The sequence below is a fragment of the Kitasatospora sp. NPDC088779 genome, from assembly GCF_040685395.1.
Lineage (GTDB): Bacteria > Actinomycetota > Actinomycetes > Streptomycetales > Streptomycetaceae > Kitasatospora.
In genome coordinates this window covers 149,750-166,429 of sequence record NZ_JBFBHW010000012.1, presented here as the reverse complement: position 1 = coordinate 166,429, position 16,680 = coordinate 149,750, and the positions used below count along the sequence as shown (strand labels likewise).

The window sequence follows — 16,680 nt, the reverse complement described above, 5'->3', positions numbered from 1 at the left end:
AAGTCGAGGAGTGAGCCCCATGGGTGACCAGAGTGGTCGGCAGCAACTGAGTGATGCCCTCGCCGACTTGCTCGCCCGGTCACAGAAGACCAAAGCGCAGGTGGCCAGCGAGGGAAGCCTGTCGAGAACGACGGTCTCGGCGGCGTTCAGCCCTGACGGCCCGCCTCCGTCCGACCGAACCATCGAGGTGCTCGCGGGAACCTTGAACGCCGACCCAGTCCCGCTGCGGAACCTTCTCGCGATCGCCCGCAACGAGGAAGCAGCACGACCGCGATCCGTGGTTGCCGAGACTCGCCGGAGCCGCGACCAGGAGTACCGGATCCGGGAGCTGCCGGACCCGCGCCTGCGTGAGTACAGCTTCGACCCGCTGCGGCCCGAGAGCCTGGTACACAGCGTCGTCGAGCGGTTCCGCTCGGTCGAGGCCGCCAGTCTTGTGAAGGCCGCTTCATGGGCGCGGAACTCGGGGATCTATGCGATCTACTACATCGGTGCTAACGAGCTCTACGCCCCGGTTTCCGGAACGTCGATTCCGCTGTACGTGGGCGGTGTTCAGAAGGGGCCGGGGTCGGTGCCGATGGACGCATATCTCAAGCCCCCCGCGGTGAGCGTGCGACTCGAGGAGCACTGCCGAACCCTCGACCAGAGCCGGAACCTCGACCCGATGGACTTCTGTGTCCGAGTGCTGTTCATTGACGACCTCTTCATTGCGCCAGCCGTGGCTGAGCTGAACTCGGAGTTCAAGCCGCTGTGGAACACGACCCTTGAGGGTTTCAGCATCCGTCATCCGGGGCGGACCAGGATCCAGCACGCTCCCCGACCGAAGTGGCATGAACTGCACGCTGGTCCTGACTCCTGGGCAGCCGAGATGCGATCGAAGCGGACCCCTGACGAACTAGAGAACGAGGTCCGCCAGCACTTCACAGCCTGGCTTCGTTGACACAGGCGTCCCCAACCGTGAGTAGACCACGACGGTAGGCAGTTCTCCTGAGATCGTGCCGGTTCGACTTGCGCACAATCACCAGGAGTTCGAGTGGCTCTCCCCGTAGCTCGTGAAGTGCGCCTTCGCCTGCGCTGGAAGACCGAGCCGTTCCGCGAAGACCTGCACCCGCGAGACGGCCGAGGGCGGTTCGCGCACGGCCCCGGCGCGGGGCTCAACCCGCTCCTGGAACGCATCCGGGCGGCCGCGAGCCGGCCATCCAGGGCGCCGCGTTCCGAACCCCGCTTCGACGAGGAGCAGCACGGCCTGGTGTTCCGCGACGGTCACAGCGAGCGCGTCGCCCGGGCGTACAAGGCGAACGTGGTGGAGGGGATCACCCGCGACCTGCGGGACATGCCGGACGAGACGCTGCTGCTGGAGCCCGACCGGACCTGGCTCGACAAGGTGCGCTCGGGGGAGGTGCACGCGTACGAGGACCCCGCGACCGGGATCGCCAACACCGCCTGGCCGGGCGACTCCCCGGCGGACGCATCCTGGATTCACGTTGATGCCGACCGGGCACGCGAGCTCTTGCGGCTCGACGCCGTCAACCAGGTGGTCGCCACCTGGGCGATGACCTCCAACGACGAGGACGCTCGGGCCCTCGCCCTTCAGGAGACCGCACGAGACGCCTTCGGGCTGCACCCGGCCGCCGACTGGCCCAGCACCGACCAGATCGCGCGGGAGACCGCCGACCAGCGGGCCGCCTTCGGTACCGGCCACGCGGCGATGCTCGCGGCGATGTGGGACCGCACCCAGAACCACCTGGCCGAGGCGGACCGTGGCTCCCTGACAGTGTGGCGTGGCCTGGCCACCCCCGACGGGCGGCCACCCGCCGGTTGGACAGCCGACGGCAGCACCCTCTCCGACCCGCTGCTGCGCCCCCTCTCCGCCTTCTCCCTCGACCCGGACGTCGCCCACAGCTTCGCCACGGACGAGGGACCCGGCTTCGTGATGAGCGCGATCGTGCCCGCAGAGAGGGTGATCGCGACACCGGTCACAGGGCTTGGCTGCCTGGACGAGTCGGAGGTCATCATCCTGGCCGGCCCCGGCACCTGGCACTGGCAGACCGCGGAGTAGCCCCGTACCGCTCGGCGCGACACCGCCCCGGGCCCGGTGCCACGCTGCCGGCGTCCTGATCCCCGGCAGAAGGCGGTGCGGTGCACGACTTCCCCGCTGTCACCCTTCGGCTGCGCCGCAAGAGCTGGCTCTGGGACGAGGCCCGGCACGCGCGCGACCTCCAAGGCCGCTTCGCCCACCACCCGGGTGCCGGCCGAGTCGGCCTTCCGGGCACCCTCGCGGACGACCACGCCGTGAGCCAGGACGACCTGCTCGGGAAGCGGGGTAGGTCCCCCGCGAAGCTCAAGGCCGCCATGTGCGACTCGCTTGCCCGGCGGATGGACGGCGTTCCCGACGAGCAGCTGCTGAACGACCGCCAACGCGACCGCCTCGCCCGGGTCCGTGCCGGACACCTCGCCGCGTACCGCCCGGAGTCCGGGGCCACCGGCTACGCCGACTACGTAGAGCAAGCCGACCTCGACAGCGGCGCCCGCCGCGAGCCCTGGGGCTATGTGAGGATGAACGCCGAGGAGTACCGGGACTTCGCGCGCGCCGAGGCCGTCTCCCACCACGTCGCCGGGTGGGCGGCGACCTCCAACGACCACGACGCGAACGCCCTCGCCCTCCAGGAGAGCGCCCGCCAGGCCTTCAACCTCGCCGACACCATGGCCTGGGAACACGGGGACCCCCACCTCGACGCCGAAACCGCCCAGGCTCTCGCCGAAGACGGGCCCGTGCTGCGCGCCTTCCTCACCGCCATGTGGCAGAACACCCAAGACCACTTCGCCGGCCTCGGCGTCACCCACATCACCGTCCACCGCGGCTTCACCGGCGGCTACGACGACACCCACGTCAGCCAGATCGACGGCCAGGGCACAGTCACGGACCTGCCCCTGCGCCCGCTGTCGTCCTTCACCACCGAAGAACACGTCGCCACCGACTTCGCCACGCACGGCGGCGAGGTCCCCGTCGGCTACACGATCAGCGGCGACGTGCCGGTCACCCGCATCCTGGCCGTGCCCGGGACCGGCATCGGCTGCCTGGACGAGTCCGAGATCGTCATCCTCGCAGGCCCCGGCGACTGGCACGTCCAGCAGGTCCGCGCCGAGACCGACGACGACAACTGGTACGACGAGTAGAACGAGACCCAAGCCAGCCCTCCGCCTACCGTGACCGCCACCAACCCAGCGAACCGGGAGCGACACGGTGGCACCGACCCCCAGCAGCACGCTGGACCACAAGCAGGCGGCCCTCGGCATCCTGGAGACCGACGACCAGGAGGGCACCTTCACCACGCTCGTGTCGATCACCGGACTACGCGACCACGACGGTGACGTGATCGAGCCCGGCGCCTACGCCCGCACCCTCACGGAGATCACGCCGAAGGGAGTGTGGTCGCACGACTGGAACGTGTGGACGGCCCGCACCGAGCGCACCGAGGAACTGCTGCCCGGCGACCCGCGGTTGCCCGCCGCTCTGCCCAAGGGGCAGCCCTGGCCCGCCGAGGCCGGCGCGCTGCTCGTCAAGGGCCGCTGCAACCTGGCCACCCAGGCCGGGAAGGACATGTACGCCAACCTGCTGTTCTTCGGTGACCAGGTGCAGTGGTCGATCGGCTACCAGGTCAGAACAGCCAAGCGGATCAAGGGCGTTCGCTGCATCACCGACCTGGACCTGTACGAGTACAGTCCGGTGCTGTTCGGCGCGAATGAGCACACGTCCACGCTCGATCTCAAGCAGCACCCCGGCAAGGCCCGCGGGGTCCTGGGCGAGGCCCAGGTGGAACTGGCGCCTCTGGCCGGCACGCTGGAGGAGCGGATCGACGCCATCGCCTCCGCCGTGGAGCAGCGCCTGCGTCCCACCGAGGACGACCGCCTCGAGTCCGGCACGGTGGAGATCATCGGCACCTACCCGGACCGGGTCATCGCCACCGTCTGGAGGTACACCGAAGGCGGCTTCGGCTCGACCAGCTGGGAAGTCCCGTACACGCTCTCCGGCGACGGAGTGCCGACCGTCGGCCAGCCCAGCCCCGTGCGCCTGGTCCTCGACGTCGAGGGAACCGGCCCCGACGCGGCGCTGGCCGCCCTCGCGCCCGACATCGAACGGGTCGCCTCCCAGATGAAGACCCTCGCGGACCTCCAGCACAAGGCAGGGCAGGTCCTCTCCGGGGAGAACGCCGACCGCCTGGCCTCCGCCGTGCAGCACCTGGTCGCGGTGCTCACCGCTGCCGGCATCGACTGGCAGCCGCCCGAGCCTCCCGCTGACGAGAGCAAGACCCTGGCCACGGTGGTGATCCAGCCAGGCGAGATCGGTGCGGCCCTCGCCCTGTTCGCGGACGCGCGGACCACCGGGTGATCGGTCAGTTCAGAACGTTCGGGATTTCGCGGGCGAACGATTGCATCCGTTGGCACCGAAGATGCTTCACTTGCAGCAGTTGGTCACCGCTTCACCGCGACGGCGGCGTAGGCACTCACCTGGGCTTCAGTGATCCCCTGCTCGGCGCCGTCCGGCCGCCACCTGTGGGTAGGGCAGACCCCGGGGTCGAGGAGGTCCCAGCCATCGAAGAACCGCTCGATGTGTTCACGGGTACGCATGCGGACCGTGGTGCCGGCGGCGGCGTAGACCTGGGTGATCCGTTCGGCCTCGGCCGGTCCGAAGTCGGGGGTGCCGTGGCTTATCACCAGAGCGCTGCCCGGGGCGAGGGCGTTCTTGAGCTGTTCCACGATCCGGTAGGCGTCCTGGTCGTCGGGGATGAAGTGGAGCAGGGCGTTGAGGCTGAGGGCGACCGGCGCGGTGACATCGATGGTCTGCGCGAGTTCCTCCGAGAAGAGGATCGCGGCGGGATCGGTGACGTCGGCTTGGAGGTAGGCGGTCATGCCCTCTGCGCTGCTCAGTAGCAGAGCTTGTGCGTGGGCGAAGACGATCGGGTCGTTGTCGGTGTAGAGCACCCGGGCCTGCGGGTTGATCCCCTGCGCGACTTCGTGCAGGTTCGGCGAGGTGGGGATCCCGGTACCGATGTCGAGGAACTGGGCGACTCCCTGGCCAGCGAGCAGGCGTGTGGAGCGGTGCACGAAGGCCCGGTTGGCCCGCGCCGCGACCCGGGCGGCCGGGAAGACGGCGATCGCCTGGCCGGCGGCCTCGCGGTCGGCGGCGAAGTTCGTGGTCCCGCCGAGGTAGTAGTCGTACATCCGGGCGGAGTGGGCCCGATGGAGCTGGAGGTCGATCTCGTCCTCGTCGTTGTACGTGCCCACCGTGGCCCCCCGGCCGTCTCGTCCTGCACTGCTGTCCGCGCTGCGCCATGCGGAGCGCGCCACGGCGCGCCACCGGCGGATGCTCCTGCGGTACCTGCCCGGGGCCGTTGCATGTCAACCCCGACGCCGCCCGGACGGGCGAACCCGCCCGCTCCGGCCGGCGCGGGAGCGCGATGACCAACCTAAGACACGACGACCTGACAATCGATCAGGTAATGCAGTAGTCATACTATTACCGTCAGTCATTTTCTTTGCGCCTCCTTTGCACCCAGGGGCCCTGACTGCGCTTGCATGTGCCTCGGGGGGAGACGAGTTCCCCCGAAGCGCACCAGCACCGGCCACACGCCGGTACGGGGAGGGGAACCGTCATGCTGATCAACCGGGACGAGCCGCCCAACGTCGGCGGCCGCAGGGGAGGCCGGGCCTTGACCGACACCAACGGGACGACTCCGGGCGGAGCACGCCTGACGCTCACTTTCGACGCGTTCTGCGCCACCCACGAACGTGCCTGGCTGGGCTTCGTCCGTACCCAGGTCGGCTATCGCGACGGCGGTCCCGAGTTGGTCGTGGCGGCGACCAAGCAGCACCTGCGCCGCAACTGGTCCTTCGCCCTGCGCCAGGAGATCCCCGCAGCCTATGCCTGGAGGCTCCTCAAGGAACACCTCGCGGCCTGGCGCGCTGCGCAGAGCGAGCCGGTCGCCGTGCAGGCGGCGGCGCTGGACGCCGTCATCGACCACTTCCGCCGTCAGGCCCGCATCAGCCTGGAGACGCTGCCCGAGCGCATCGGCCTGATGACCGCGATCCTCGAACTGCCCGAGCGCCAGCACGACAGCGTGGTACTCCGGTACTGCCTCGACCTGGACGAGCAGGGGGTCGCCGATTTCCTCGGCACCCCCCTGTCGACCCTGCGCTCCAACCTCCGCCACGCCCGCCGCCGCCTCGCCAACGCCATCGGAAGGCCCGAACTCGCCGAACGGCCAAAGGAGGACCAGTGAGCCGACCCGCCGCCGACCAACACCCCAGCCTCCTCACCTGGCACGCCGACCCGCACCTCGACCTGGGCCCGGACACGGACACCGCCGAGGCCAGGATCTTCACCTGCACCAGCACCGCGCCGCCCGCCGCAGCCGCCCACATCACGGCGGCTCCGGCCCCCTTCCCCTCCGATCACGAGCAAGCCTTCCACGAACTCGACCTGGCGGTCGCCCTCGTCCTCAACGCGCCCCAGGCCGGCCGGTCCCTCGACCGCCTCGTCAACTCCGACCAGGTCCACCCCGAAGGAGCGCTCGTCTTCGGCAGCCTGCTGTTCGTCACCAACCGCGCGGACGCCGCCCAGTTCTGGTGGCAGTTCGCGGCTGGCTCCGGAAGCGCCACAGCCGCCTACCTGCTGCACCTGCACCACCTCACCCTCGGCGAGACCCGTGACGCGGCCCACTGGCGAGGCCAGGCCGAGAGCGTTTCGGCCACACCGCGCACCCGCCGTACCTTCCAGGCACTGACTCCGCTGCTGCCCGAGGACGTCCGGCGTGACATACTCGCCCGCTGCCATGAAGGGCTCCACCCACGACTCCCCGCAGCCCTTGAGAGCGTCATCAACCGGCTGACCATCCTGTGCGACGACGAGGACTTCGGGGAGGTGCCGCAGCCGTCGCCCACCCTCGCCGGACAACTCGCGCGCTGATCCCATCGGCGCCGACCGTGCAGCAACCAGGTTTGTGACCACCGGTTCGTGCCGTACAGTCGGTCTCACCGACGCGGGGTGGAGCAGCTCGGTAGCTCGCTGGGCTCATAACCCAGAGGTCGCAGGTTCAAATCCTGTCCCCGCTACTCAGTAGCCGAAGGGGCGGACACACGGTATCCGCCCCTTCGGCATCCCGGACCCCGGTCAGGCCGTCCGCACGGCGTCCAGACGTCGTCGCACCTCGTTCTCTCCGAGCGTCGCCGCCACCAGGTGCAGGGGGTACCCGGAACCCCGCCGTGCTCACTGCCTGGCGAGAGCGCTACCGCCTCGCCAGCACGCCAACTGCCTTGCTGATCGCGGGATTCCAGCCGCGCCTGGCTGCAGCGGCAGAGATCGCCGCGTGCGAGACGCCGAGCTGCTCGGCCAGGTCGATCGGCGAGTAGTTGCCGCGCCCAAGCTCGTGGTTCCGGTAGGCGTCCCGCGTAATCGCCCCCAGGTCGGCTGTGGCCCACGTCGCCAACGCCCGGTAGCCCTCCCGCACCCAGAAGGGCCATCCGACCGAATACGCCGGTCAATCCGACAGTTTGTCGGGTTGACCGGCGTATTGTTGTCTTGACTTTTGGATCGCCGCTCACGGGTTCGTGAGGGGCGTTTCGTGTCTCCGCTGATCGGGTAGGGCGTGTGGGGCGTCGTCGGGCCGGGCTGCGGCCAGCAGATCGGCCTTCTGGGCAGGCAAGGCCGTGGCCGCGAGGGCGTCGAGCACCTCTCCGGCCGCCTCGACCGCCCCGGCCGCATCCTCGGGCCCTCTATTGAGGAGGTCGATGGCGTCCAGGGTCCTGTCCGCTATCCGGAAGCGGGCAGCGGCTGCCGGAGATCGGCGACCAGTCGGTGTTCGGCTGCCACCGTCCTCTTCCGCGGCATCCACGGCCTTTCGCCCGCTCGGGGAACATCCGGGGGTCTTTCCGGATATCAGGTCCAACGTCTGACTGTTGAAGCGAGTGCCGCCGAGCTGGGCATAAGGAGAACTCTCGGTGGAGTACTGGCTGCCGTCATGAATTAACTTCCCCATTGCTGGTCTCGAATGGAGCCTGCCCGGTGGCGGGCGGCCAGCGATAGCCGGCTTCATGTAGCTTTTCCAAAGCCGTGAGGTCATTGGTCACCATCACCTGAGCCAGCCGAGCCGCTGTGGCGACTACGGCAGGCCAGTCCGGCGAGTCCAGGTAGACCTCGTCAGGGGCATCAGCGCCGACCGCATCCTGAACGGCCGTGTAGGCAGCGCCAAGACGCGCCATCAGCTCGACTTCCTCGTCTGTGCGAAGGCTGTACCCCAACGAGCGCGACGGATCGTCCGCATCGCAGAAGTCATCGAATAGAACGTGTGCGATGTGGTTGAGGTCCTGCAGTTCGCTCGGGTCAAGCCACACCTCCCGCTGCAATGATGGGCTGGCTAGCGCCACAACCGCAGGCACGACATGAAGGCGGTGATAAGGGAGGGCAATGCCATGATCAATCACGGTCCAAGGGTACTCGCCTCGCGATCGTTCGAACAGGCCCCTGATGGCACCTCGTAGGTCGGCACCAGATCCGGGTAGGCGCGGTGTTTCAGTTGTTCGCTGCCAGCGTGGCGGGTCAGGCGGCATAGCGCGGAGGGAAATGCTTACCGAGAGCCAGGTGGCCGAGGCGGCGCACCGTGGCTAGTGCGGATTGGGCGATTGACACCAAGGACCCCTATCAAACATGAGTTTGATAGGGGTTCGAGGAGAGAGTGGGCACGACTGGAAGAATTCGACCAGATGCTCACATGGATGCTCGGGGTGGATATAGCTTGAAGGGCTATGTCAACGCTAGAGCCTGTGAGGCGTCTTTGTCTTCAGTGGTCATCCCTTCATTGGCATGGGGAAGTTGAATTTCACTCACCCAGAGGGGGAGTACCAATTATTCCACTTGAGCCAATTTTCCAGTGGAATGTGGGCCATGTATGCGTTGTGCTGGTCCTTATTGATGGGGCCTTCAATCGGTTTCCCGTCTCGACCAATGATCTTCCCACCGTAGTTGACTACGACATGATCGACCTGCTGGTACTCTTGGGAGTTGTTTGAATTTCCTTGGTCGATGCGGACGCCGTTCCCCTTGCCGTCATTCCAGCGCCATCCGACGCCCTTCTTGGTGCCCTTGCCAGCTCCCCAGGCGTCGGGGAGTTTAGCGTTTGCATCTTCGGGAATCCAGGACGAATCCGCCTCCGAGAAGAGCTTCCCGAGGTCATCGCCTAGGCCCCTGGCGCCGTCCGCAGCCAGTGACATTCCGGGAGCTACAAGTGCGGCTCCGCCGGCCATGGAAGGAGCACCCGCTGGGCATAGAACTCCCGAACCGCATTCGGCTGCGCCAGACGCAAGAAGTGTTCCGCCAAGCGCCGTGACAGTGGATCCTGCGACCATCTCGGTGCCATGAGCGACACTCGAAAGGAAATTATTAAGATTCTGGGCCCGATCTGCACCGTCCTGTTTCCACTCTGCAAGAGTTTTACAGCCTCGCCGGTCAAGGCAGACCTTCTCGTGAGTGTAATTCCAATACTTCTGAAGTTCACGCTTCATGACCAGCCAGTCCCAGTAGCTGGGCGCGGCTTTGGCGGTTCCGCAATCGCCCGGCTTGCATCCGCCGCCATTGTTGGGAGTCAGTCCGTGCTGAGCGCCCCACTCTGCGTTGTCGGAGCCTCCGCACGTCCCACCTTTACAACCGTTGTCGGGCGTGTAGCCGTAGCAGGCGCCTTCCGTTCCGCATCCCAGCGGGATCAAGCCTGACGGGTCGGACTTGGCGACCGGGTTGTTGGCGGCGTAGGTGTACCCGCCCATCTGGTTGGAGTCGCCGGATTCGAAGACCGGGTCGACAGTGAGGAACCGGCCCAGGGCCGGGTCGTAGTTGCGGGCCCCCAACAGGTCGAGCCCGCTGCTGCTGTCGGTGGGTTTGCCGAGGTAGCCCAGGTTGTCGGCCCAGGTGGCCGGGGCGGTGCCGCGGGGGCTGCCGTACGGGTCGAAGGCGCGCCGGGCGACGGCCTTGGTGGCGGCGTCGACCTGGAGGGTGGAACTGTGCTGGGGGTTGGTCAGTTCGTAGGTGACGGCTCCGCTGTTGGTCCGGATGACGGTGGTGCCGTCTGGATGCTGGTAGTAGCGCTTGCCCGAGACGGTCGTGCCGTCTGTGGAGAGGGTGAGCTGCTCGGCTCCGTCGAACAGGTAGAGGAGGGTGCCGTCAGGGCCCCGCTGTATGAGCAGGCTTCCGTTGGCGTCGTAGAGGTACTGGGAGGTGCTGGTACCCGCCCCGTTCGGGGTGGTGACGCTTTCGGTGCGGCCCTCGCTGTTGTAGTTGAAGGCCTGGGTCGCGCCGGCGGTGGGCTGGGTTCCGTTCGGACCCCACTTCTGGTTCGGGCCCCGGTTGCAGGTCCACAACACGACGCGGGTGCCACGGTTGGGGTTGCCCCCTGGATTGTCCAGACACAGGCCGGAGGTCTTGTGGACGAGGGACCCGTCGGTTCCGGTGCGCCACTGCTGGCTGCCGTCATTCGGGTCGCAGGCCCAGAGTTCGATCTGGGCGTTGGAACCCCCGGTCCCGCCGACGGGGCGGGCGCAGGCGCCGAGGACCCGCAGGGTGCCGTCGGTGTCTATGGTCCAGTCCTGTGCCGCGCTGCGATTACAGGTCCAGGTCTGGACTGCCGTGCCGTTGGCATTCTGGGCACCGGACGCGTCCAGGCACAGCGCGGTGGTACCCGTCGGAACGGCAGACGGCAGGGTGGTAGTGCCAGTGCTTGCTCGGGCGGTGGTGCTGCCGACCGCGTCGTACTGCGGAGTCAATGTCGCCGTGTATGCAGGACCGCTCGGTGCGTTGACAGCGGCCGGCCAGTTCTGGTTGGCGTTGCCGGTGCAATACCAGAGACCGATCGGGGTGCCGGGGTTCTGGTTCCATCCTGGGATGTCCAGGCACAGCGTGGAGGCGGCATGGACGAGAGCGCCGTTGGCGCCGTCCTGCCACTTCTGATTGTTGCTGCCGTCACAGGTGGCCAGCATGATGCCGACGCCTGCACCGCCGCTGCCGTTGCTCGGAACGGCGCATTTGCTGAGCGCCCGCAGGGTCCCGTCACCTGGTCGGCTCCACTTCTGGGCGCCGCTGCCGTTGCAGGTCCAGGTATCCACCGCTGTGCCGTCGGCGGTTCGTGCGCTGGTGATGTCGAGGCAGAGCTGGGTGTTGCCGGTGCCCGCCATAGCTGACGGAAGGGTGCTGGTCGGGGTGCCGGTGCGGGAGGTGACGGTGGTGAGTGTGTTGGGTTTGGCGGCGGGAGTCCGATCGTTGCCGGGGTAGGTGCTGGTCTGGGTGATGTCGCGGGAGGTGTCTCCCGTGAGGTCGTGCCTGACCTGCTGGGTGCGGTCGCCGAGCAGGTTGTACTGGAAGCTCTGCCAGTACGGAGCCGGTCCGCCCAGCGAGTTGAGTCCGACGCTGCTGTTGTTGCAGCGGGAGGTCTGGCCCGCGCCGGATGCGCTCACGCCCCAGGTGTCAGTCCATGCTTCCGCCAGACGGTCCATGCCGTCGTAGCGGAAGCACTGGGTGTCGGTCACCTGGTCGGTGCCGCCCGAGGACTGGAGCTCGGAGGTGCTGGTGGGGTTTCCGGCCTGGTCGTAGCCGTAGCTGGTGAACGAGATCGGGTTGGCGTCGGACTGCTGCAGCTTGACGCTGCTCGTGGTCAGGCGGCCGGTGGTGTCGTCGTACGTGCGGGCTGTACGCAGCAGTTCGCCGCGGTTTCCGTATTGGGATAGCAGGAGCTGGCCGAGCGCGTTGTAGTTGGCCAGGTCTAGCAGTTTGGTGCTGTCGGTGCCGGTGTTGACGACCTCGCCCATCAGGTCGCGGCCGAAGCCGAGCTTCTCGGCGGGCAGGCCGCCGTCCCCGCTATAGCCGTAGCCGGCGAGCAGGCCGATGTTGTCGGTGTAGAAAGCGGTCTGGGTGTAGTCGCCGGCGAGCTTGCCCTCAGTGGCGGGGATGGTGCTGGTTGTGGAGGTCGGCTGGTACCTGGTGGTGTAGCCGTTGATCTTCTGTACGTACGCACTGCCTGCGGCGCCGCCGACGAAGCGCGTGTTCGAGGTCGGGTAGCCCTTCGCGAGGGTGTCGTAGGTGAAGGTTGCGAGCAGTTTCGACTGGTCGCCGGTGTCGGTGCCTTCATAGCGGCCGGTGCTGCGGCCGAGCAGGTCGTAGGTGTACGAGAGGCTCTTTCCCTGGCCGTCGGTGGTGCTTACCACCCGGCCGAGGTCGTCGTACGCCGTGGTGCTGGTACCGGTGTCCGGGTCGTTCTGCGAGATCCTGTTGCCGCGGACGTCGTAGCTGTAGGTCCAGGCGTTGCCGGCGTTGTCCGCAGTGCTGGTGAGTTTGCCGCGCGCGTCGTAGGCGTAGTGGGTCGTCACGTCGCCGATGCCCGGCCCGCCGTGCTGCACGGAGGCCGTGGTCCGGCCGAGGGCGTCGGTGTACACCGTCGTCGGAACGCCGCCAGCGGGCGGAGTGGTGTCGGTCCGTTCTGCGCCGGGATAGGCGGTGGCGGTCTGCCACAGCTCAGTGGCCTTGGCGAAGAGCTTACTGGCGATCACCCGACCGGCGCCGTCGTAGACGGTCCGGGTCTGAGAGGGGACGGTGTTGTCATCCTCCTCGAACAGGGCGGTGCCAGGGCTGGTGGTCGGGTCGGACCAAGCGGCAGTGGTCTTGGTGACCTTGCCGTGACTGTCGTACCGCGTGGAGGTCACCACGCGGCCGCCAGCGCTGTTGGCGGGAGTGGACTGGACCTGGCGGGGCTGAACGAAACCGTCGTAGATGGTGGCGTCGGTCCGGTAGGTGCCGTTCTCCAACTGTGTTTGCGTGGTGACGCTAGGCGGGTTCGCGTGACTCGACGGGGTTGGATCGACGCCGTGGAGTTCGTAGCTGAAGGTCCGGTCCGCCGTCTTGCCCGCGTCTTTGCTGTTGCCGGGCAGCCACACGGCGGTGCGACGGCCGAGCGCGTCGTAGGTCGCATCGGTGACGCGACCGTTTGCGTCGATCGCCCTGGTGACCAGGCCACGGGCTGGGGAGAGGACGCTCTTGGCGTTCCAGCCGAGCGGGTTGGTCGTGGAGATCTCGGTCGGAAGCGTTCCTGTCGCCGGGTTGTAGGCTGTCAGGTTGACCGCGCCTGCGCCGTCGATGCTGCGCGTGATGCGTCCGTAGGCGTCGAAGGCCTGCGCGGTGAGGGTCTGGTAGGTGGCCTGGCCCTGGGCGTCGTACGACTTTAGCGACTGGGTCGCCGTGGTGTAGCCGAGCGTGGTGCCGTTCTGTCCGAGCACGTTGACCGTGCCGGGGTTGGCCGGATCGGCGCTGCCGTCGTAGATCAGCCGTCGGTCACTGATGGTTGTGGTGGCGGACGGTGCGGTGTTGCAGTCTCCGCCGACAGTGAGGATGTCGCTCGGGTAGTTGAGCATCATCGGGTTGCCGGACGGTGCGGCCGCGTAGGTTGTGGTGGCGCAGGTTCGGCCGTCACCGGTGGTGAGGTCGGGCTGGTTGTCGGCCGTGATGGGCCGTCCGAGGTCGTCGTAAGTGGTGACGGTGCGGCCGGTGCGCCAGGACTTCTGGTCGGACAGCAACGCGCTGGAGCGGCTGGTAGTCGACTTGACGCGGTGTGCCTCCAGCGGTGGCAGTGTTGAGACCGTAGCTCCTGTCTTGGAGGTCCAGGCCGTCCTGGTCCTGCTGGCAGTCGGGCCGGGAGCGAGCACCGTGGCGTCGTTGAACTGCTTGGTGATGGGAGTGCCGCCGGCCTGGGTGTAGGTGGCGGTCTCCTGTGGTGTGCCGGCGCGCCAGTTGCTGTCGACGGCTTCCTCTCCGAGGGAGTTCTTCGGCTTGCTGACTCGCCGGGTGGTCCGGTCGGCGAGGTAGTCGCCGTTCATTCCCTGTAGGTAGGAGACGGTGGTCTGGCTGACCGGGTCGGGTGCGGTGCCCGTGGTGGTGGTGACGGTGCGGTAGCCGCGGAAGTCGTTCCAGGTGCGGTACTGGTCGTCGGTCAGGTCCGAGTCGTCGCGGTGCCACGCGGCACTGCTGTAGCTGTAGGAGGTCTCGCGGGAAGGGGAGTTGGCCTTGGTGGTGTCCGAAGCGGTGACCTTGGCGACCAGGGTCTTGTTGAACCAGTCCGCGATCGGCGCGGCCGCGCCCGTCGGGGTCCAGTACACCGGGTAGCAGGCCATCGTGTTGCTGTCCGCCGAGGTGGGTATGGTGCCCTTGGTCCGCGAGCACTCCGGGTCGCGGTAGGTGACCACGATCGACGTGCCGGATTCGGTGTTGACGCCGATGATCCGTGGCCGGTAGAGGGGCGGGGCGCCGGTGTCGGAGCCGTCGACGCGGTTGTCAATCTCGGTCCCGGCGAAGGTGGTCGGGTCGAGCTTGACCTCGCTGCCACCGGTGGAAGGGTCCTGCGCGGTGTGCTGGATCTTGGACAGCCACATCACGGACTGCAGGCTCCCGACGTTCTGCTTGTCCGGGGTCTTGCCGGTGACTGGGTCCATGATGCCGCCGGCGTCCGAGAAGACCTGCGTCAGCTCGTACTTGTCCACGGCCTGCCAGCCGCTCTGGGTCCGCAGCTCGGTGCGGATGGCAGTGAGCCGCTTGGTGGACCAGAACGTCGGCGACGCCGACCGGCAGACGTTGGAGCCGGTACCGCTGGTGGTCCAGCCGTCCTGGCAGGCCAGGTCGTACGGGACGTCGGGCCAGTTCGTGGCGGTGGAGGAGTTGAGGTTCTCCGGCTTGCAGGTGTCCGCAGAGGTCACGCACCGCTCGGCGGTGTCGAAGGTGATCCGGGCGGAGGGCTCTCGGCCGGCGAGCACGTCGGTGAGCTGGTAGCCGTAGGAGACGCGGGTGAGGTAGCCGCCGCGGGTGTATGTGGTGAGGGTGCCATTGCCGCCGGATGCGCCGGCCTGGCCTGCGCCCATGGCGTAGCGGTTGGACTCGGTGGCCCAGTCGTAGCGTTGCACGATGCCGTGCGGGTCTACGACGAAGTCCAGGTTGAAGCGCCAGCCGGGCTGCTGGTCGCACTGGGAGTCCTTGCCCTTGGCGGCGTTGTAGCAGGGGTCGCCGCTGTTCGGGTGGTAGACCGGGACGCCCCAGGCGCTGTTGGTGGCGCCGTCGGCTGTCGTAGCGGGGGCGTGGTTGAGGCCGAAGTAGTAGGAGGTACCGTCGGTGGTGGTGACCTTGAAGTACTCGCCCTGCCACAGGCCGTTGACCGCGCCGGTCAGCCGCTCGATGCGAGTTCCGTCGTCGTTCTGCAGGTGGTATAGGCCCTTGTCATCACGCACTAGCTCACCCGTGCGGGAGCCGAGCGAGATGGTGGCGGTCCAGCCGGCCCAGCACTGGTCGCCGGAGTTGTCGATGCCCGCGTTCTTGCACGCCTTGTAGGAGCGCTCGATGAAGCCGGGACCGTACGACCAACCATCGCCGATCCAGGACGCCTGAGAGTTGCGAGCCGACGTCTCGCCGTCAACGGCCTGGGAATTGTACGAAAGGGCCACCCCGGGCGCTGTACCGGTCACCGACGGTGGCGTGGTGATGGGATAGCTGTAGGTGAAGGCGCCGGATGCGTTCTGCGACCATGAGCCGGTGGTCGACAGGTCGGTCGCGGTGTATGAGCCCTGGGAACCGCCGGGCGCGGATTCCGCCGCCACGGCCATTCCGCTGTTCGCGGAGGTGGCGGCAGATGCGGATGCGGACAGCGAGTCGAGCTTCATGGCGGATACCCCGCTGGGCGAGGCTTCCGCGCCCAGCGGGGTGCCGCCCGGCACCGCGACGGTTCCGCTGATCGTCTTGGTCACCGGGTCGACGACGGAGTCGAGCGGCTGCCGGGTCCGGCACTCGGCCAGCTCGGGGGTGGTCAGCGCGCACGAGGGCATGGCGACCAGGTGGAGCCGGGAGGCCCATCCGCCGCCGTAAGCGTCGGCTATCGCACCGTAGTCAAGGGATATGTTGAGGCTAGCGGCTTGACGGCCGCCGTCGGTGCGCTTCAGCCCGACGAGGAGGCCGTCGACGTTGACCTTGTTGCTCTGGCTGCGGTCGGCGACCTTGACCTCGACCGAGGAAGGCTTGCCGATCTGGGAGGCGTCTCCAGCCGCTGCCTTGGCCTTGTCACTGACGTGGTCGGGCGACGCAGCGCTGAGCCGGACCGGGGTCAGGCCGACCTGAACGCCAGCACTGTCACCACCCTTGGCAGTGCTCCCTTTGCCCGGACTCGCAGGTTCAGCCTTCAGATCGACCGAGGCCGTGGCCTGACTGGGCCACTGCACCTGGGTGGGGGCGTGCGTCGTGAGGTCGCGGGCCCCGGTTGGGCGCGGCAGGTCCTTACGGTTCGCCTTGCCGTCGGCGTTGTGTCCGCTGACGCGCGGCAGTTCGGGAAGCCGGTCATTGCCGTGATCGGCGGCGCGGGCGACGAAGACTGTACTAGAGCTGGCGAGCGGAACCACCAACGACATCACGGCCGTCAAGGCCGCTGCGGTCAAGACGCTTCGTCGGCCGCCCCCTCCTGGTGGCCGACCGACTGGCCATGTCCTTCTGAGTTTCATGCGTACCCTTATCGTTCCTTTATCCGTATTGATCTGAACTGTGTTGATGTGTGGTCAGATCAAGTCCATGAAGGACGGCGGGCACCGTATTGCCAGCAGGCCAAGGGACGCAATAGCGTTCGG

9 protein-coding genes and 1 tRNA gene are annotated in these 16,680 nt (G+C 67.7%); 7 read left to right on the top strand and 3 right to left on the bottom strand.

Annotation, left to right across the window (positions count from 1 at the left end; genetic code table 11):
• Positions 1–19: 19 nt before the first annotated feature.
• From AB0P03_RS14270 to AB0P03_RS14255, 4 genes are all read left to right on the top strand, one after another.
• A complete protein-coding gene (locus AB0P03_RS14270) occupies positions 20–937 on the top strand; it encodes an Eco29kI family restriction endonuclease (RefSeq protein ID WP_363629091.1) in 918 nt (305 codons plus the stop codon).
• Between the two features lie 93 nt (positions 938–1,030).
• Positions 1,031–2,056, top strand: coding sequence for a hypothetical protein (locus tag AB0P03_RS14265; protein ID WP_363629090.1), 1,026 nt, complete (start codon positions 1,031–1,033; stop codon positions 2,054–2,056).
• A gap of 80 nt (positions 2,057–2,136) precedes the next feature.
• Positions 2,137–3,174: a hypothetical protein gene (locus AB0P03_RS14260; RefSeq protein WP_363629088.1), complete on the top strand. Its 1,038-nt coding sequence runs from the start codon at positions 2,137–2,139 to the stop codon at positions 3,172–3,174.
• A gap of 67 nt (positions 3,175–3,241) precedes the next feature.
• Positions 3,242–4,387, top strand: a complete 1,146-nt coding sequence (locus tag AB0P03_RS14255) for an HK97 family phage prohead protease (RefSeq protein WP_363629086.1) — start codon at positions 3,242–3,244, stop codon at positions 4,385–4,387.
• A gap of 83 nt (positions 4,388–4,470) precedes the next feature.
• Here AB0P03_RS14255 and AB0P03_RS14250 read toward each other — a convergent pair whose 3' ends face one another.
• Positions 4,471–5,283 (bottom strand): SAM-dependent methyltransferase, encoded by an 813-nt coding sequence (locus AB0P03_RS14250; protein WP_363629084.1) that lies wholly within the window; start codon positions 5,281–5,283, stop codon positions 4,471–4,473.
• A 368-nt stretch (positions 5,284–5,651) separates the two neighbouring features.
• Here AB0P03_RS14250 and AB0P03_RS14245 point away from each other — a divergent pair, with 368 nt between their 5' ends.
• The 3 genes from AB0P03_RS14245 to AB0P03_RS14235 all read left to right on the top strand — a co-directional run bounded on the left by AB0P03_RS14245 (position 5,652) and on the right by AB0P03_RS14235 (position 7,110).
• On the top strand, positions 5,652–6,278 hold the full coding sequence (locus AB0P03_RS14245) for a sigma factor-like helix-turn-helix DNA-binding protein (protein WP_363629082.1): 627 nt from the start codon (positions 5,652–5,654) through the stop codon (positions 6,276–6,278).
• Complete coding sequence (locus tag AB0P03_RS14240) at positions 6,275–6,964, top strand: hypothetical protein (RefSeq protein WP_363629080.1); 690 nt, start codon at positions 6,275–6,277, stop codon at positions 6,962–6,964. The genes AB0P03_RS14245 and AB0P03_RS14240 overlap by 4 nt, the downstream gene beginning before the upstream one ends.
• A gap of 72 nt (positions 6,965–7,036) precedes the next feature.
• A tRNA-Met gene (locus tag AB0P03_RS14235) sits at positions 7,037–7,110 on the top strand.
• A 903-nt stretch (positions 7,111–8,013) separates the two neighbouring features.
• Here the strand turns inward: AB0P03_RS14235 and AB0P03_RS14230 are convergent.
• Together AB0P03_RS14230 and AB0P03_RS14225 are read right to left on the bottom strand one after the other, a co-directional pair.
• Positions 8,014–8,478, bottom strand: coding sequence for a hypothetical protein (locus AB0P03_RS14230; RefSeq protein ID WP_363629078.1), 465 nt, complete (start codon positions 8,476–8,478; stop codon positions 8,014–8,016).
• A gap of 399 nt (positions 8,479–8,877) precedes the next feature.
• A complete protein-coding gene (locus AB0P03_RS14225) occupies positions 8,878–16,494 on the bottom strand; it encodes a ricin-type beta-trefoil lectin domain protein (RefSeq protein ID WP_363629076.1) in 7,617 nt (2,538 codons plus the stop codon).
• Positions 16,495–16,680: the final 186 nt, after the last annotated feature.